General features: G+C 63.1%; 16 protein-coding genes and 2 pseudogenes. 10 read left to right on the top strand and 8 right to left on the bottom strand.

The features are described from left to right. Window positions 1-601: 601 nt before the first annotated feature. The 5 genes from D2T30_RS19885 to D2T30_RS19865 form a co-directional block, all read right to left on the bottom strand. Complete coding sequence (locus D2T30_RS19885; RefSeq protein WP_241649168.1) at window positions 602-1,474, bottom strand: SDR family oxidoreductase; 873 nt, start codon at window positions 1,472-1,474, stop codon at window positions 602-604. A gap of 64 nt (window positions 1,475-1,538) precedes the next feature. Next, the gene (locus D2T30_RS19880; protein ID WP_128210257.1) at window positions 1,539-2,324 is read right to left on the bottom strand and encodes an SDR family oxidoreductase; all 786 of its coding nucleotides are present in this window, start codon (window positions 2,322-2,324) and stop codon (window positions 1,539-1,541) included. A gap of 87 nt (window positions 2,325-2,411) precedes the next feature. Next, entirely contained in the window at window positions 2,412-3,425 is a 1,014-nt protein-coding gene (locus tag D2T30_RS19875; RefSeq protein ID WP_128210256.1) for an SDR family NAD(P)-dependent oxidoreductase, read from the bottom strand. Between the two features lie 61 nt (window positions 3,426-3,486). Further along, window positions 3,487-4,500 carry an oxidoreductase gene (locus D2T30_RS19870; RefSeq protein ID WP_128210255.1) on the bottom strand — a complete coding sequence of 338 codons (1,014 nt, stop codon included), beginning with the start codon at window positions 4,498-4,500 and terminating at the stop codon, window positions 3,487-3,489. 28 nt (window positions 4,501-4,528) lie between these two features. Further along, entirely contained in the window at window positions 4,529-5,557 is a 1,029-nt protein-coding gene (locus tag D2T30_RS19865) for an SDR family NAD(P)-dependent oxidoreductase (RefSeq protein ID WP_128210254.1), read from the bottom strand. A 99-nt stretch (window positions 5,558-5,656) separates the two neighbouring features. Here D2T30_RS19865 and D2T30_RS19860 point away from each other — a divergent pair, with 99 nt between their 5' ends. Both D2T30_RS19860 and D2T30_RS24205 read left to right on the top strand, forming a co-directional pair. Then, a complete protein-coding gene (locus D2T30_RS19860) occupies window positions 5,657-6,610 on the top strand; it encodes an AraC family transcriptional regulator (RefSeq protein ID WP_128210253.1) in 954 nt (317 codons plus the stop codon). 212 nt (window positions 6,611-6,822) lie between these two features. Continuing rightward, window positions 6,823-6,984, top strand: a pseudogene (locus tag D2T30_RS24205) (transposase); the annotation flags it as partial. Here the strand turns inward: D2T30_RS24205 and D2T30_RS23760 are convergent. The 3 genes and pseudogenes from D2T30_RS23760 to D2T30_RS19845 form a co-directional block, all read right to left on the bottom strand. Next, window positions 6,982-7,281 carry a hypothetical protein gene (locus D2T30_RS23760; protein WP_241649179.1) on the bottom strand — a complete coding sequence of 100 codons (300 nt, stop codon included), beginning with the start codon at window positions 7,279-7,281 and terminating at the stop codon, window positions 6,982-6,984. The pseudogene D2T30_RS24205 and the gene D2T30_RS23760 sit on opposite strands and share 3 nt — an antisense overlap. A gap of 17 nt (window positions 7,282-7,298) precedes the next feature. Beyond that, window positions 7,299-7,634: pseudogene (locus D2T30_RS19850) on the bottom strand (transposase); the annotation flags it as partial. Between the two features lie 27 nt (window positions 7,635-7,661). Then, entirely contained in the window at window positions 7,662-8,822 is a 1,161-nt protein-coding gene (locus D2T30_RS19845; protein WP_241649169.1) for an RNA polymerase factor sigma-54, read from the bottom strand. Window positions 8,823-8,949: 127 nt separating this feature from the next. Here D2T30_RS19845 and D2T30_RS19840 point away from each other — a divergent pair, with 127 nt between their 5' ends. From D2T30_RS19840 to D2T30_RS19805, 8 genes are all read left to right on the top strand, one after another. Further along, on the top strand, window positions 8,950-9,963 hold the full coding sequence (locus tag D2T30_RS19840; RefSeq protein WP_128186056.1) for an ATP-NAD kinase family protein: 1,014 nt from the start codon (window positions 8,950-8,952) through the stop codon (window positions 9,961-9,963). A 20-nt stretch (window positions 9,964-9,983) separates the two neighbouring features. Further along, window positions 9,984-10,964, top strand: a complete 981-nt coding sequence (locus D2T30_RS19835) for a thiamine pyrophosphate-dependent dehydrogenase E1 component subunit alpha (protein WP_128186058.1) — start codon at window positions 9,984-9,986, stop codon at window positions 10,962-10,964. A gap of 13 nt (window positions 10,965-10,977) precedes the next feature. Next, window positions 10,978-11,985, top strand: coding sequence for an alpha-ketoacid dehydrogenase subunit beta (locus tag D2T30_RS19830; protein WP_128186060.1), 1,008 nt, complete (start codon window positions 10,978-10,980; stop codon window positions 11,983-11,985). Between the two features lies 1 nt (window position 11,986). Beyond that, window positions 11,987-13,090: an acetoin dehydrogenase dihydrolipoyllysine-residue acetyltransferase subunit gene (locus D2T30_RS19825; protein WP_128186062.1), complete on the top strand. Its 1,104-nt coding sequence runs from the start codon at window positions 11,987-11,989 to the stop codon at window positions 13,088-13,090. Window positions 13,091-13,143: 53 nt separating this feature from the next. Then, entirely contained in the window at window positions 13,144-13,932 is a 789-nt protein-coding gene (locus D2T30_RS19820) for an SDR family NAD(P)-dependent oxidoreductase (RefSeq protein ID WP_128186064.1), read from the top strand. After that, a complete protein-coding gene (locus D2T30_RS19815) occupies window positions 13,929-14,273 on the top strand; it encodes a carboxymuconolactone decarboxylase family protein (protein ID WP_128186066.1) in 345 nt (114 codons plus the stop codon). The genes D2T30_RS19820 and D2T30_RS19815 overlap by 4 nt, the downstream gene beginning before the upstream one ends. A 223-nt stretch (window positions 14,274-14,496) precedes the next feature. Next, the gene (locus D2T30_RS19810) at window positions 14,497-15,558 is read left to right on the top strand and encodes a hypothetical protein (RefSeq protein ID WP_128210252.1); all 1,062 of its coding nucleotides are present in this window, start codon (window positions 14,497-14,499) and stop codon (window positions 15,556-15,558) included. A gap of 10 nt (window positions 15,559-15,568) precedes the next feature. After that, window positions 15,569-16,672, top strand: a complete 1,104-nt coding sequence (locus D2T30_RS19805) for a 2,3-butanediol dehydrogenase (RefSeq protein WP_241651350.1) — start codon at window positions 15,569-15,571, stop codon at window positions 16,670-16,672. Window positions 16,673-16,687: the final 15 nt, after the last annotated feature.

Raw genomic sequence — 16,687 nt, 5'->3', positions numbered from 1 at the left:
TCTTCGCCAGATCGAGCCCGACAGTGGTAATCTCCGACATGACCGCTCTCCTATGTGGATCCTTGCAGGCCCACCTTGGCACACAGATGCCGTCGGAGGGCGGTCACATCATCAAAGCCCTGCACACATGAAAAGACGCCCCGCTATGCCATGCTTGAACGGCCGCTTTGCCAAGGTCGTCGCCACCGCTATGCCGTACTGCCGTTAGACCACTTCCCGCCCTTGCGGGTGGCAGGGCTGGGTGATTGCTGCGCCATGAACGAACGACCGCTTTCCCAGTCTCGCTGCGGCTGCCGTGCCGCAGTGCCTCACAGTAGGCTTTCCGCCCTGTTGGTCTGTTAGGCTGTAAAGCAGTTGGTCCCGATGCCGCGACAGCGACCGGCGGCTTTGTCCGCATAGCTTCGGCCGCTGGGATGGTCCAACGCGTGAGCCACAGGCAGAGCGGTCAGATCGACGTGAAGAGCCCTGAGCGGACGGCCTCTAATAGCTTTGAAAGCCTTCGACGTTGAACTGACCGCACCACCAGCGTAAACGCCATGGCATGAAAGTGACCTTAGCGCGGATGCCAGCCAGCGCATAAGGGTCTTCTCGCTCGAACCGTCTACGCGATGCCGCCATTCGTATGAATGACCTGGCCGTGGACCCACCGATTGGGTCCGATGAGCGCCAGGACGATAGAGGCGATGTCGTCTGTCCGCCCGATCCGCCCAAGCGGAATCGCACTGATGAGCGCCTGACGCATTTGTTCGGCGTTTCCGCTGCTTTCAAGCGTCTGGTTCAGCATCTGCGTGTCGGTTGGGCCGGGGGCCACGGCATTGACGGTGATGTCTTGGCCGCCAAGTTCGCGAGCGAGCACCACGGTAAGCGCTTCAACACCGGCCTTTGAAGCGGCATAGGCGCCATATCCGGGAACCAACTGGCGCGTGATTGCGCTGGAGATGTTGATGATCGACCCGCCGGCCCTGACAGTTCGGGCCGCTTGCTGGTCAACGACAAGCGTTCCCCACAGGTTGGTCTGAAAGACCCGATCCGCCTCTGCCAAGCTTACCTCGCTGATCGAACTCACTGGCAGGATGCCGGCGGCGTTGACGACGAAATCGATTCCACCGAAATCTTGTTGCGTGCGTTGGAATACCGCCGCGATGGCCTTTTCATCCGCAACGTCAGCTTTCTCCGCTCGGGCAACACCACCCTGCTGCGAGATGGCCGCTACAGCCTCATTCGCAGCCGCCGTGTTGCTTAGGTAGACAAGCACCACTCGGCATCCTTCCTGGGCCAGCCGTTCGGCGATGCGTCTGCCGATACCTCTCGAACCGCCTGTGACGATCGCGATCTTGCCAGTCAAAGGTTTCTGCTGCTCGGCATCGCTCTCTCTGGCCCCTTGGGCCGCCACAGGCAGAGTCATCATTCCCGCCGCGCCGGCCGCAACGCCAATCATCGCGTTGCGTCGATGCGTGTCGATTTTGTCTGTCATGTCCATAATCCTTAGCTGCTCGATTTGAGAAGTGCGGCAAAGTCGCGGCAAGCGTTTGCTGCGGTCAGACCATTCCGCCACTGGCATGGACTACCTGCCCATGGACCCACCGCACGGTTCCTGTGAGCGCGAGTACGACGTCAGCAATGTCATCGGTCGTTCCGATGCGCTCCAGGGGGATGGCGCTGACAAGGGCTTCGCGCATCGCCACGCCGTCGCTGCTGCTTTCAAGCGTCTGCGTAAGCATCTCTGTGTCGGTCGGCCCCGGAGCCACCGCGTTCACAGTGATCCCACGGCCTCGGAGTTCTCTCGCCAGTACGACCGTGAGCGCTTCCATGCCGGCTTTCGATGCGGCGTAGGCCCCGTATCCGGGCACGAGTTGGCGCGTGATCGCGCTGGAGATGTTGATGATTGACCCTCCGGAGCGCACTCTGCGCGCAGCCTGCTGGTTCACGACGAAGGTGCCGCGAAGGTTGGTTTGCAGTACCCGGTCGACCTCGGCCAGGTCGACCTCGGCCAGCGTGCTTACAGGCAGGATGGCAGCTGCATGGACGACAATATCAATGCCGCCAAACTCTTGTTCGGCGTTCTCGAAAATCGCGGCGATAGCCGCTTCATCAGACACATTTGCCTTCTCAGCGCGCGCGATACCGCCACTTTCGGAAATAGCGGCCACGACTTCGTTCGCCTTGGTCGCGTCGCTTTGATAGACAATCACGACCCGGCACCGCTCTTGAGCGAGACGCTCGGCGATACGCCGGCCAATGCCTCTTGAGCCTCCGGTAACGATTGCAACCTTGTCCTTCCAAGGACTGGGTGCGCCGGCAGGATTGATCTGTTCAACAGTCATTTTATGATCCTTCTTCGGTTTACATGGATCGAACCGCATGGATGCAATGTGGGCCGTTCATCGCAGAGTGCGTGATCCCGCTTCGTTCTATTCGGACTGCGACAGCCGAGTGTCCGTCAGTTCCTCGCTGAGGGTCCACAGGCGCTCAGCCGCCACTGGGTCGATGGCGTGGGGCATGACACCCGCGGGATGTGAGGGATCGGCGGCAATCCCGCCCCAACTCGCAACCAACTCCGGCGAGACAACCGGAGCGATGTCGCTGCTTTCGCAGTAGACGCCCCCCAGACCTTCCAACAGTGGGCTGGTCGCACACCAGACGGCTGTTGCCGCGCCTTGCGGGATAGACTTGTAGCCGCTCGCCGGATCGATCACGGGCCGGCCGTCAGGCGTCCATTCGCCGATCGCATGCTTCTCGTCGTCGCTCAGGTGATCGATGATGTCGGTCTCGACGATCACGCCGGGATGAACGGCGAAGGCGCGTACGCCCTGATCACGTCCACGGTGGTCCAGCTCGACGGCAAACAGGGCATTCGCCGTCTTGGACTGCGCGTATCCCAGGATTGGCTGATACTCGCGTCGTTCGAAGTTGATGTCCTCGAAGCTCACTGGCGCAATCCGGTGGGCCAGCGAGCTGACCGTGACGACCCGCGCGTCATTGGCCTTGACCAGCGCCGGCCAAAGCCGCGTCGTCAGTTCGAAATGGCCTAGGTGATTGACCGCGAAATGTGACTCGATTCCGCGAGAATCGAGAGCGAACGGTCGGCAGAATATCCCGGCGTTGTTAACCAGGATATCCAGCGCACGCCCGGAGGCCAGGAACCGCTCGGCGAACGCTGCAATCGACTTGGAGTCGATCAAGTCGAGCGTGTCGAACTCCAGGCCGTCCACGCCAGCCAGGGCGCGCTGTGCGTTCTTGACATCGCGCACCGCCGCGATGACATGTGCTCCGGCGCCCGCCAGAGTGCGAGCTGTCTCTTGACCGAGGCCGGCATTCGCTCCGGTGACGATGGCGATCTTGCCGCGAAGATCGATGCCCTTGATGACATCGGACGTAGTCGAGGCGCGACCGAAGCCTGTGCCGAGGGGAGACTGGTTACTCATGATGGTTCATTCCCAATAGTTGTGATGAAACGGCCAGGCCGGTGAGACCGGAGGCTGAGCATCAGTCGAGGAAGCGCACGCCGGTCAGTTGCTCACTGAGATCCCACAGCCGCTTGGCCGCTTCTCGATCGACGGCGTAAGGCGCGACGCCATTGGTGCGGTGTCCTGACTGACTTTCAGCGATCGAGAAATTCTTCGGGGCGGCGTCCATCAGGGGCGCTATGTCGGAATCGACGCAGAAAACCCCACCCAAGCCGGCCAATTGCGGGCTGGTTGCGCACCATACGTGGGTGGCAGCGCCCATCGGGATGGACTTGATGTCCTTGGCGGGATTGATCTGCGGAACCCCCTGTTCATCGATCACGCCAGCGGCGATCAGATCCGCAACCGGGACATGCCGTTCCAGGCCAGTGCCGGGAATGCCGCCCGGATGCAGAGAGAAGGCGCGCACGCCGTCCTTCTGGCCGCGGGCGTCGAGTTCGACCGCGAACAAGATGTTGGCGGTCTTGGACTGGCCGTAGCCTGCCCACGGGTCGTATGGGCGGCTTTCGAAGTTGATGTCATCGAAGACGACCGGTGAGAAGCGATGGCCCATGGACGATACCGAGACCACCCGAGCACCTTCCGCTCGCTGAAGCGCGGGCCACAAGCGTGCGGTCAGCTGGAAATGGCCCAAGTGATTGGTGGCGAATTGCAGTTCGTAGCCACGCGCGTCCAGGGTCCGCTCGGGAAGAGCCATGATGCCGGCGCTGTTGACCAGGATGTCGAGCGGGAGCCCTGACGCCAAGAAGCGCTTGGCGAAGACATCGATCGACGCTGGATCGAGCAGGTCCATGTCCTCGACTTCGGCTGCCGACAAGCCTTCGAGCGCCTTCTGCGCTCGCTCCACATCGCGCGCCGGGACGATGACGCGAGCGCCCGCGGACAAGAAGGTGCGCACGGTCTCGCGGCCGAGCCCGGAGTAGCCGCCAGTGACGATCGCCACTTTGCCAACCAGGTCGATGCCCTTGATGACATGGGAAGTCGTGGATGCGGCGGTGAAACCTGAATTGATTGGGGTTTGGGGAGTAGTCATTGTGGTTCTCCAAATATCCTGGTGACGTTCAGGCGGATTGCCGCGGCGTCGCATCGAGCAGTGCTTCGCTGAGCGCCCACAGGCGTTCCGCACCATCGGGATCGACCGCATACGGCATGACGCCCAGCTTCTTCGTGGAATCGGCCGGCCCCCAGTTCGTACTTTCTTCGGGGGGCACCAGCCGCGCGACCTCGACGTTCTCGCAGTAGACACCACCGATGCCATCGAGCTGCGGGCTGGTCGCGCACCAGACTTGGGTGGCGGCGCCTTGTTCGACCGTCTTGAGCTGCTTTTGAGGATCGAGAATCGGCCGGCCTTCCGAGTCTATGACACCGAATGCCCTCAACTGGTCCTGATCGAAGTTGCGGCCAAGATCGGTCGTCACGATGCTTCCCGGATGCAATGAAAAGGCGCGCACGCCATGCCGCTGCTCGCGCATGTCGAGGCCGGCCGCAAACAGGATGTTGGCCGTTTTCGATTGGGCGTATCCCAGCATCGGCTGGTACTCACGACCCTGGAAGAACGGGTCGTGGAACACCACGTTCGAGAGTCTATGTGCCCACGCCGACACGGAGACGACACGCGCACCGTTAGCTCTGCGCAGCGCCGGCAGGAGCTTCCGGGTCAGTTGGAAGTGGCCGAGATGGTTGACCGCGAAGTGATGCTCGTAGCCCCTCGCATCCAACGTCAGGGTCGGCAGCGCCATGATGCCCGCGCTGTTGACCAGGATGTGCAGTGGCCGCTCTGAAGCCAAGAACCTGTCGGCGAAGGTGTCTATGGAATGGCGATCGAGCAGGTCCATGGACTCGATATCGACGCGCTCGATACCGTTGAGCACCGCGCGCGCCTTGGCAAGATCACGTGCGGGGACGATGACCGATGCCCCGGCCGCGGCTAGCGTTCGCGCGGTTTCGAGGCCGAGGCCAGCATAGCCGCCGGTGACGATCGCCACTTTCCCGGCCAGATCGATGCCGGCGATGACGTCGGAGGTCGTCGAGGCCGCGGTGAACCCGGACTGGATCGGACACTGCGGAGATGGTGATACGGTTGTCGGCATGGAGCGAACCTGGTTCTTGCTGGTATGCTCCGAACTTATTCGCCCTGAGTAGAACTCGGAATAGTTGTCAGTCTCGATTTTCTTTGCGATAGTCCGGACATGAATCCAGATCCCTTCTCAGGCATGCTCTCCTTGGTCAATGCGCGCTCGGTCATCTCGGGCGGTTTTCTGGCGGGCGGCGATTGGGCGGTGCAGTTTCCGCCGCCTGAGCGCGTGAAGTTCCTGATCGCTGCGCGCGGCGGATGTTGGCTGACCATTGACGGCGAAGAGCCCATTCGCTTCAGCGAGGGGGACGCCTTCCTGCTGACCGCCACACGCGGCTTTTCGCTCGCCAGCGATCCGGCCTTGCCCCGCCTCGAGGCCGTGGCCCTGTACGCCGGCGAGGCGCATCAAATCCTGAACATAGGCACGGAGGAGGCGGACTTCTTCTTCCTCGGCGGACACGTGCAACTGGACTCGGCCAGCGGGCAATTGCTGATCGACAATCTTCCGCCCGTGATCCATTTGCGCGCGGGCACCGCCGAAGCCGATGCAATCGGCTGGCTGATCGAACAACTGGTGCGAGAGCACCGGAAAGATCGGCCAGGCGCCGACTTCGCTGCGGCGCAATTGGCGCAACTCATGTTCCTGCACATCCTGCGTGGCTATCTCGAAAGCTCCGATGCGATCATGGCTGGGCGGCTGAGGGCGATCAGCGACCCGCGTATCGAGCCGGCTGTTCGTCTCATGCATACCGATCCAGCACGGGCATGGCATCTCGCCGAGTTGGCCAAGGCATGTGCAATGTCACGGACGGTCTTCGCCAGCTACTTTAAGTCCGTCGCTGGCATAGCGCCACTGACCTACTTGACGCAATGGCGCATGCATTTGGCCGAGCGTGCACTGCGTGAAAGCAATGTATCGCTCGCACAGCTTTCGGAGGCATTCGGCTATTCGTCCGAAAGCGCGTTCAGTGTTGCCTTCAAGCGTGTCACGGGCAAGGCTCCCAAGCGCTACAGATCGGCTGCGCGTCGGGACCTGACGCAAGAGTCCGTGTTGCCCGCCACGCATTGATTTGTGCGATTTGTGCTTGCGGCACTGGCTGAGCATTGTTGTAGAAGTCCCCGGAAAGCGGGATTTCCACAGTAAATCTATTGGGATTAATGGCCTGTAATTAATAGCACCACTATAGCAGAAGTTTGGTAAGCGGCGGCTGGACCTCACCTTCCAGCCTGCGGCCTGATTGTCGCATTGGATATTCGTGATGATCAGGACGGAGTTTCTCCATGGAGACTGCATTGGAGGTTCTCCCGGCTGGCGGCCGCGGCCGTCGGAACCGGAAGTGGCCAGATGAGGTGAAGGCGCGGATCGTGGCGGAAACGCTGGAGCCTGGCGCAACGGTGAATGAGGTGGCGCGACGGCACGGCTTGCCTGCAAACCATGTATCATCGTGGCGAACGCTGGCGCGGAAAGGGCGGCTGGTTCTGCCCGCGCCGGAAGATCCCGTAGAGTTTGCGACGTTGATGCTGGGCCCAGGCGAGGAGCCGCGCCCTGTCGTCGTGCGGCCTGTGGCGGAGAGGGCCGAGCTCGTCGTCGGTGCCGTGACCATCCGCCTGGAAGCCGGGGCCTCGGCAGATCGGATAAGCATCGGTGGCCCGCGCGCTGACGGCTGGCACATGATCTTCCCGTCGAACCGGGTTCGGATCATGGTCGCGACGAAAGCGATCGACTTCCGGAAAGGTCATGACGGGCTGACGTTCGAGCCCCCCTTTTTCACGCACGGGCTCGACGCCGTGCGGTGCGCCTTGAGGTGGGTCGCATCGATCATGATGGTCTTGTGCGCGGCGTGCTCGGCGGCCAGGCCGACCATGATCCGGGCGAAGACACCGTAGTCGCTCCAGCGCTTCCAACGGTTGTAGAAGGTCTTGGCGGGTCCGTATTCCTTCGGCGCATCACGCCACCTCAAGCCATTACGATTGATGAAGATTATGCCGCTGAGAACACGGCGATCATCGACGCGGGGCTTGCCATGGCTTTGGGGGAAGAACGGCTTCAGCCGCTCCATCTGGGCGTCGGTCAGCCAGTAAAGATTGCTCATCAATCAGGTCTCGTTGCGGAGCCTGAATCACGCAAGAAGCCTGAAATCAATGGGTCTGGAGCCTAGCTCAAGACGATATTTTGCGACTGTACGGCGTGAAAGGCGGATACCTCTCGCCGCAAGCTCCTTGACAAGAAGCGCATCCGTCATTCTGGGTGCCGCAGGCCAGTTGTCCATGATATTGCGAAGCGTCTTTGCCACAGCTTCACGATCGAGGTCAGGATTTTGAGGACTGACGGGGGTTTTCAGAAGATCTCTCAAATGCACGATCCCGTTGGGCGTCCGCATTGCAACGCCGGCGACAGCGCGGCTGATGGTGCTTTTACTCATTCCAAGTTGCGCGCCGAGCGCGGTCATCGTCAAAGGACGGCATGCGCCGCCACCGAGCAGCCAGGGCAACTGGAGCTCAACCATCGCTGTGCCGATCCGCAACAGGCTTGCCGCCCGGCCCTCCACCGCCGCGGCCAGATTTTGCGCCGAGATCCGGGCTTCGGCATTCTCTCCTCCGTCGTGCTGCACAAGTTTCAGCGTCGTTCCGAGGCGCAGCACACCCTCGGCCGTCAGTTCCAGTTCGGGCGGAGGCCCTTCAGGTTCGGCGCTGCCCAAGAAGGGTGCCAGAGAAAGGTTGCGGATATCCGCGACCATCTCCCGCGAGTCTTCGTGATCCGTTCCCAAAAATGCGGCGATGGCCGAAAGATCATTTGCCGCGACCAGATCCAGTCGGTCCAGCAGCCGGTCCATCCACGGGTCCAGACGGTTCTTCGCCCGCAGTTGCAGGCGGAAGCACTCGGCGATATCGCGGGCGAACACCCCCGGCGGCTCCAGTTGGTGCAGATGCGGCAGCAGATCGTTCAGCATGTCATGGGTCGTGCCCAGCCATGCGGCGATCTCGGCCAGCGGATCGACCAGCAGCCCGCGGTCGTCGAGGCAATGCACCAACTCCCGCGCGAACCGTCTTTGCTCGACCGTCAGGCGCAGCAGCCCGATCTGGGCAATCAGAGCGGCGCGCGCATCCTCCGCCTGCGGCAAGAGCTCGGGGTCCGAGCAGGTCAGCGCCGGGTTTCTTGCCAGTTCCAGCCTGATCCGGCGCCTGAGCCGCCCCGTATCCATATGCAGCACATCCAGCGCTAGCCGCATTTGCAGACTGAGGGATAAACTCCTGATCTGGCGCTGTTCCTGCCTTTGCATCGGCTGCCCTCTGTCCGCTGCGCAACAGTGTTGCATCGAATGCTACACCTGCCTTCAAAAACCCTGAAAAAACTATCCGTTTAGTTTGGCATCCCTGTTGCTTGTTAGATTTGCAGGGAGGAACAGAATGGTCAAGGTCGGTATTATCGCCAATCCGATTTCTGCCCGCGATATTCGCCGGGTGATCTCGCATGCGGGCAATCTGCCCATCAACGACCGTGCCAACATCGTTCTGCGCATGATGGCCGGACTGGCCGCTACCGGCGTGGACGAGGTCGTGGTCATGCCCGAGAATGGTGGTATCCGCTTTCATCTGGAGCGCATCATCCAGCGCGAGCTGCGGCTGGGGCACATGAGCTTTCCGCAACTTCGCTATCTGGACATGCCGGTGACGGCGACAGCCGGGGACAGCGCCCGCGCCGCGCGGATGATGGCCGAAGGGGGGGTCGCGGCCATCGTGGTTCTGGGCGGTGACGGAACCAATCGTGTCGTCGTCGGTGCCTGTGGCGGGGTCCCTGTGGCCGGTGTGTCGACGGGAACCAACAACGCCTTTCCCGAATTGCGGGAACCGACGATCACCGGGCTGGCCGTCGGGCTGGCGGCGACCGGACAGGTGCCGCCCACCACCGCTTTTCGCCCGAACAAATGGCTGGAGGTCGCGCTGAACGACCGGCGCGAAATTGCGCTGGTCGACGTCGCAGTGGTCGAAGACCGTTTCGTCGGCACCCGCGCCATCTGGAAAACCAACGGATTTCGTGACCTGTTCGTGACCTTCGGCCTGCCGCAGGCCATCGGCATGTCCGCGATTGCCGGCTTGCTGGACCCGGTGGACCGCGCCGCCCCCGAGGGGCGGCATATCCGCCTGTCCCCCGACGCGCCGCGCCGATTGCTGGCCCCGATCGCGCCGGGCCTGATCGACCGGGTCGGAATCGCGGGCATCGAGACGATGCGGCCCGGCGCGGCGCACCGCCCCTCGATCCCGGCCGGCGCGCTGGCCTTTGATGGCGAGCGCGAGCTGATCTTCACCGAAAGCGACGAGGTTTCCGTGCGTCTGGTGCCCGACGCCTTTCGCACCATCGACGTGCCGGCCTGCATGGCCCATGCGGCCTTGGCCGGGCTGTTCATCCGCAACCCAGACTGACGAACACCAGGGAGGAGTTCATGTCCAATCCGTTTCCGCTGCCGAAAGAGCAGCTTCTGGACGCCTATCGAAAGATGCGCACCATCCGCGATTTCGAAGAGCGGCTGCATGTCGATTTCTCGCGCGGCGAGATTCCGGGATTTGTCCACCTCTACGCCGGAGAAGAGGCGACGGCGGTGGGCATCATGGCGCATCTGCACGACCGCGACCGCATCGCCTCGACCCATCGCGGACACGGGCATTGCATCGCCAAGGGCGTCGACGTCAAGGCGATGATGGCCGAGATCTATGGCAAGGCCACCGGCTGCTGCGCCGGCAAGGGCGGCTCGATGCATATCGCCGACCTGTCGCTTGGCATGATGGGGGCGAACGGCATTCTGGGCGCTGGTGCGCCGCTGGTCTGCGGCGCGGCGCTGGCGGCGCAGAAGCTGAAGCATGACGGCGTGGGCATCACCTTTTTCGGCGATGGCGCCTCGAACCAGGGCACCGTGCTGGAAAGCATGAACCTGGCGGCGATCTGGAACCTGCCGGTGATCTTTGTCGTGGAAAACAACGGTTACGCGGAATCGACCTCGGTGGATTATGCCACCGCCTCGGACAGCTATGTGGACCGGGCGACCGGCTTCGGCATGCCGGGGATCACCGTCGATGGCCTTGATTTCTTCGCAGTCTACGAGGCCGCGGGCGAGGTGATCAAGCGCGCCCGCGAAGGCGCGGGACCGACGCTTCTGGAATGCAAGAACGTCCGTTTCTTCGGTCATTTCGAGGGCGATGCCCAGACCTACAAGGCGCCGGGTGAGAACGAATACAACCGCGCGCACAATGATTGCCTGACGCTTTTCCGCCAGAAAGTGACCGAGGTCGGGGTGATCGACGCGGCCGAGCTTGACGCCATCGATGCCGAGGTCGCCGCGCTGATCAACGCGGCCGTGGACGAGGCCATCGCCGCGCCGCACCCCCGACCCGAGCAACTGACCACCGACGTTTACGTGTCCTATTGAGGGAGGAGAGACCATGGCACGCATCATCAGCATGAAGGACGCGGTGAACGAGGCGCTGGATCAGGAAATGACCCGCGACCCCACCGTGATCATGATGGGCGAGGATATCGTCGGCGGCGCCGGCGCGAAGGGCGAGGATGACGCATGGGGCGGCGTCCTTGGCGTCAGCAAGGGGCTTTACGCCAAGCACCCCGGACAGATGATCGACACTCCACTGTCGGAAAGCGCCTATGTCGGCGCGGCAGTGGGGGCGGCGACGGCGGGCTTGCGGCCGGTGGCCGAGCTGATGTTCGTTGATTTCATCGGCGTCTGTCTGGACCAGGTATTCAACCAGGCGGCCAAGTTCCGCTACATGTTCGGCGGAAAGGCGGAAACCCCGGTGGTGATCCGGGCGATGTGCGGCGCGGGCTTTCGCGCGGCGGGCCAGCACAGCCAGATGCTCACGCCGCTGTTCACGCATCTGCCGGGGCTCAAGGTCGTTTGCCCCTCGAACGCCTATGACTGCAAGGGCCTGCTGATCCAGTCGATCCGCGACAACGATCCGGTGATCTTTCTTGAGCACAAGAATCTGTATGCCAGCACCTGCGACGTGCCCGAGGAACCCTATACCATTCCCTTTGGCGAGGCGAATATCGTGCGCGAGGGCCGCGACGCCACCATCGTCACCTATGGCCAGATGGTCGGGCGTTCGCTGGAAGCGGCCGGGATGCTGAAAAAGGACGGCATTGAGGTGGAGGTGATCGACCTGCGCACGCTGTCGCCCATCGACATGGATACGGTCCTTGAAAGCGTCGAGACGACCGGCCGGCTGATCTGCGTCGACGAGGCGAACCCGCGCTGTTCCATCGCCGCCGATATCTCGGCCAACGTGGCGCAGGACGCCTTTGAATCGCTGAAGGCGCCCATCCAGATGGTGACGCCGCCGCATGCGCCTGTGCCCTTCTCGCCCGCGCTCGAAGATATCTATGTGCCCTCTGCCGAACGCATCGCCGCGGCGGTTCGCAAGACGCTGGAGAACTGACATGGAGAAAATCACCCCCATCCTGATGCCGAAATGGGGTCTGTCGATGCGAGAGGGCAAACTTGCCGCATGGCATGTGGCCGAAGGCGCGGTCATCGCGCCGGGTGACGAGATCATGGATGTCGAGACCGACAAGATCGCCAATGTCGTCGAGGCGGCGGATGGCGGGTTGCTGCGCCGTCGCGTCGGCGTCGAGGGCGAGACCTATCCCGTCCGCGCCCTCTTGGGAGTGATGGCGCCGGCGAGCGTGCCGGACGCGGAAATCGACGCCTATGTCGCCGCCTATGAGACACCTTCTGCCGGAGGCGAGGAAGACGATGAAGGCCCCGCCTATCAATTCGTCGAGCTGCCTGCCGGCCGCATCCGCTATGCGGAACGCCCGGGCGAAGGGGTGCCGCTGGTGCTGATCCACGGCTTTGGCGGCGATCTGGACAACTGGCTGTTCAACATTGATGTCCTGGCCGAAAGCGCGCCGGTCTATGCGCTGGACCTGCCTGGCCATGGCCAGTCGGTCAAGTCGGCGCGGCCGGCCGGGCTGGGGCTGATGGTGGATACGGTTCTGGCCTTTCTTGACCATATCGGTGCCGGCAGGGTGCATCTGGCGGGCCACTCGATGGGCGGGCTGATCGCGGGTTCGGTGGCGATCAGCGCGTCCGAGCGTGTGGCCTCGGTCACGCTGATCTGCCCGGCCGGACTGGGGGATGAAATCAACGCCGGCTATATCGACGGCTTCGTCGCCGCGACCGGGCGCAGGGATCTGAAACCCGTGCTGGCGCATCTGTTCAAGGATCAGGGGCTGGTCAGCCGCGCGATGGTAGAGGATCTGTTGAAGTTCAAGCGGTTGGACGGGGTGCAGGATTTCCTGTCCGACCTGTCGGCGGCCCTCTTCAAGGGCGGTCGGCAGGCGCAGCAGATCGGCGCGGGGCTGGCCGCCGGCGGGGTGCCGGCGCAGGTGATCTGGGGCGAGGCGGATGCCATCATCCCCGCCGCCCATGCCGGTGCCCTGCCGGGAGCCCGGACCAGCATCATCCCCAACGCCGGCCACATGGTCCAGATGGAGCAATCCGCCGAGGTGAACCGGCTGATCCGCGATTTCATCGCCTGAAACAGCAGGCCGCCCCGAGGCGCGGGGCGGCCTTTTCCAGAGGGAGGAAAGACATGAGCAATTCCATTGAAGACCGGTCGATCATCGTCACCGGCTCGGGCCGCGGCATCGGCCGTTCGATCGCCGAGGGGCTGGCGCAGGCTGGCGCCCGCGTGGTCATCGCCGACATCAACGCCGAAACCGCAGAGGCCACCGCCGCCGAGATCCGCGAAGCCGGAGGGCAGGCCATCGGCCTCGCGGTCGATGTCACCGACCGCGCCAGCACCCGGGCGCTGATCGCCCGGACCGTCAGCAGCTACGGACGGCTGGATGCGATGTTCAACAATGCCGGCATCGCACAGGTCAAGCAGTTCAACGACATCACCGAGGACGACTGGCACCGTGTCATGGACGTGAACGCCATGGGCGTGCTGATCGGCATTCAGGAGGCCTCGAAACAGTTCATCGCGCAGGGCGGTGGCGGCAAGATCATCAACACCGCCAGCATCGCCGGCAAGCAGGGCTACGAGCCGCTGGCGCATTACTCGGCCAGCAAATTCGCCGTGGTGGCGCTGACCCAGGCCGCCGCCCGCGCCTTTGGCAAGCACCGCATCAATGTCAATGCCATCTGCCCCGGCGTGGTTGCCACCGACATGTGGAAGCTGATCGACAAGGGTTTCAAGGACGAAGGCCTGACCAGCCGCGACAACGAGGCATTCGAGGGGTTTTCCGCCGGCATCCTGCTGGGCCGCCCCTCGCACCCCGAGGATCTGGCCGGGGTCTCGATCTTCCTCGCCTCGGCCGGGTCGGACTACATGACCGGGCAAAGTCTGGTCGTGGACGGCGGCATGGTGCTGGTATGAGCGCGAAACAGAAACTGGCCGAGGCGAACGCCCGCGCGGCCGTGCTCTACAAAGCCGACGGCAAAACCATGTCCGCATTCCGCGGGCTGATGGCCGCCGCGAGCCGCGAGGGCAGGCTCGGTCCGGCGATCAAGGAGATGATCGCCCTTGCCGTCGCCATCGGGCGTGGCTGCGAGGATTGCATCATCTTCCACACCGCCGAGGCCAAGACCCATGGCGCCAGCCGCGACGAATTCATCGAGGTTCTTGCCATCGCCATCGAGATGTCCGGCGGGCCGGGCACGGTCTATGCCGCCAAGGCGCTGGCGGCCTTTGACGAACTGGATGGAGGCCCCTCATGAAAGCGCAGCACCTCCATCCCGCGAAGGGACCCGCGGGCCAGGGGCATCCCCCGCCGCTGGCGGGCGATCCCGGCCGGGCGCCCCGATATCGCTTTTCCGAAGTGATTTTTCTTCAGGTGCCGAATCATGAATCCGGCAGCGAGCCGGCAGAGGAGGGAGACATCTGCGTTCCGGCCCACCCCTCGGGGGGCAGAGACCAAACCGAACAAGAACAGGTGAGGACATGCAAACAACAGCTATAGAGGTGGCGCCTGCGCGGTTGCCAAACGCGCTCGGAGGGCTCGGCCTGATCTTCGGACTGGGCATCGTCTCATGCTTCGTCGTGAACCTGATCGTCAAGGCCGCACCGATCGGCCCTTGGGCTGGCGATCAGATTGCGGAGATGTACTGGCTCGACAACGTCACTTGGCAGCTCATGGCGCTCTGGTGGGTGCTCCTCAGCGTGGTGAGCGGCGGCTTTCCCTTCCATCGGATAGAAGACCCGGTGACGCGCGGGTTCGTCACGCTGGCGGTGGCGTGGTTGGTCGGATGGCTGTCGGCCAAGGGCATTTACTGGGCGGGTCTTGATGCGGACTGGGTGTTTCCAATCATCGGATGCATCTTTTTCTTCATCGCCTTTTTTTCGTTCGCGGGCGAGAACTGGATCGTGGCGGGAATGCCGCCGCATCGGCAGTTCTTCATCCTGCTGGTGATGATCGCATTCCTGACCTATGTGGTCACGAATTCCAGCATCCGCTGGATCCCGGCCTGGTGGTTTCCCTTCATCGAGATGGGCTCGGCTTCGGGAGTGCTCGCCTATCTGACCCGGCGCATGACCCAGCCGGGCAAGGCGCTGGCGCAAATCGGGATCCTGTTCCTCGTCGTCATCTGCTTCCTTGCGATCAGTTCGGGCATCGGGGTCTGGGACACGGAAGCGCCCGGGGTGGGGACGTTCTGGACGATCGGCTACTTTTCCGACCCGCGTTGGCTTCTGTGGTTCATGGTGGCCTGCTCGGTCTCTTACGCGCTGTTGATCCAGCTCAGGAACTGGCCCTTCACGCTCATCCCGATGCCCTGGGGCGGCATTCTCGCCTGTCTGTTCTGCGTGATAGTGACAACCATTGTCACCCTCTTTCTCGCCAGCCTGGTCGGGTCAGTCTTCACCGACATGAACGAGGCGCTGACATACGCATACATGGGCACGCACTGGTCCTTTGTGATCGCGCTGCTTTTCGGATTCGGAAACGACCGGCCCTACCTCTGGGCAGGTCAGAAAACTTCAGGGAGTTGGGAAGATGTCGATTGAGAACGCAACCATGACGCGCGCCTCAGCGGAGACCAGAACCATGCGGGCGCTGCGCTTCCACGCCGCGAAGGATCTGAGGATCGAGAACATCGCCAGGCCCGGGCAGCCCGGACCGGGGCAGGTCTTGATCCGCAATCGTTTCGTCGGCATCTGTGGCACCGACCTGCACGAATATGCCAGCGGCCCGATCTTTGTCCCGACCGAGCCGCATCCCTATTCCGGCGCGGTTTATCCGCAGGTGCTGGGCCACGAGTTCGGGGGCGAGGTCGTGGCCGTGGGCGAAGGCGTCACCAAAGTCGTGGTGGGAGACCGCGTCGCTGTCCAGCCGCTGATCATGCCGCGCGGCGGCGAGTATTTCGCCGATCGCGGTTGGCATAACCTGTCGGGCAGTCTCGCGCTGGTCGGGCTTAGCTGGCATTCGGGCGGCATGTCGGAAATGGCGCTGCTGAACGATTACAATGTCGAAAAGATCCCGGCCGAGATGTCGGATGAAGAAGCCGCGCTGGTCGAGCCGACCGCCGTGGTGGTCTATGCCTGCGACAGGGGTCGGGTGACAGCGGGCGATTCGGTGCTGGTTACCGGCGCCGGTCCCATCGGCATCCTTGCATTGCTCACGGCACGGGCCTTCGGCGCGACACGGCTTTTCGCCTCTGACGTGAACGAGACGCGGCTGGCCCTGGCGCGCGAGGTGGTGCCCGGCGTCATCACCATCAACCCCGCCAGGGAAAACGTGGGCGACGTGGTGGGCGCGGCCACACTGGACGGCATCGGCTGCGATGTGGCGCTGGAATGCGTGGGCAACGAGCGCGCGCTGCAATCCTGTCTCGACGCCGTCAGAAAGCAGGGCGTGATCGTGCAGACCGGCTTGATGGCGGGTAAGGGCAGTGTGGATTTCTTCCAGTTGACCTTCAAGAATGTCGAGATCCGGGGTTCGTGGTGCTATCCGACGCATAGCTGGCCCCGCACCATCGAGCTGATCGCCTCGGGGGCGATCCCTGCCAGCCGGGTGGTGACGAAGCGGATCGCCCTGGATCAGGCCGTGGCCGAGGGGTTCGAGGCGTTGCTGGACCCGGCCGGAACGCAGCTCAAGATCCTAATCGATCTTTCACGCTGAAAGAGGGCTGATCAT

The organism is Paenirhodobacter populi (assembly GCF_004022215.1).
In the GTDB taxonomy this organism is placed as follows: domain Bacteria; phylum Pseudomonadota; class Alphaproteobacteria; order Rhodobacterales; family Rhodobacteraceae; genus Rhodobacter; species Rhodobacter populi.
The sequence above is the reverse complement of the archived record's forward strand: the minus strand, read 5'-3'. Positions and strand labels throughout refer to the sequence as shown.

Coding starts and splice junctions, on each gene's coding strand:
- D2T30_RS19885 (WP_241649168.1), bottom strand. CDS start 1,474: ATGACAGACAAAATCGACACGCATCGACGCAACGCGATGATTGGCGTT.
- D2T30_RS19880 (WP_128210257.1), bottom strand. CDS start 2,324: ATGACTGTTGAACAGATCAATCCTGCCGGCGCACCCAGTCCTTGGAAG.
- D2T30_RS19875 (WP_128210256.1), bottom strand. CDS start 3,425: ATGAGTAACCAGTCTCCCCTCGGCACAGGCTTCGGTCGCGCCTCGACT.
- D2T30_RS19870 (WP_128210255.1), bottom strand. CDS start 4,500: ATGACTACTCCCCAAACCCCAATCAATTCAGGTTTCACCGCCGCATCC.
- D2T30_RS19865 (WP_128210254.1), bottom strand. CDS start 5,557: ATGCCGACAACCGTATCACCATCTCCGCAGTGTCCGATCCAGTCCGGG.
- D2T30_RS19860 (WP_128210253.1), top strand. CDS start 5,657: ATGAATCCAGATCCCTTCTCAGGCATGCTCTCCTTGGTCAATGCGCGC.
- D2T30_RS23760 (WP_241649179.1), bottom strand. CDS start 7,281: ATGACCTTTCCGGAAGTCGATCGCTTTCGTCGCGACCATGATCCGAAC.
- D2T30_RS19845 (WP_241649169.1), bottom strand. CDS start 8,822: ATGCAAAGGCAGGAACAGCGCCAGATCAGGAGTTTATCCCTCAGTCTG.
- D2T30_RS19840 (WP_128186056.1), top strand. CDS start 8,950: ATGGTCAAGGTCGGTATTATCGCCAATCCGATTTCTGCCCGCGATATT.
- D2T30_RS19835 (WP_128186058.1), top strand. CDS start 9,984: ATGTCCAATCCGTTTCCGCTGCCGAAAGAGCAGCTTCTGGACGCCTAT.
- D2T30_RS19830 (WP_128186060.1), top strand. CDS start 10,978: ATGGCACGCATCATCAGCATGAAGGACGCGGTGAACGAGGCGCTGGAT.
- D2T30_RS19825 (WP_128186062.1), top strand. CDS start 11,987: ATGGAGAAAATCACCCCCATCCTGATGCCGAAATGGGGTCTGTCGATG.
- D2T30_RS19820 (WP_128186064.1), top strand. CDS start 13,144: ATGAGCAATTCCATTGAAGACCGGTCGATCATCGTCACCGGCTCGGGC.
- D2T30_RS19815 (WP_128186066.1), top strand. CDS start 13,929: ATGAGCGCGAAACAGAAACTGGCCGAGGCGAACGCCCGCGCGGCCGTG.
- D2T30_RS19810 (WP_128210252.1), top strand. CDS start 14,497: ATGCAAACAACAGCTATAGAGGTGGCGCCTGCGCGGTTGCCAAACGCG.
- D2T30_RS19805 (WP_241651350.1), top strand. CDS start 15,569: ATGACGCGCGCCTCAGCGGAGACCAGAACCATGCGGGCGCTGCGCTTC.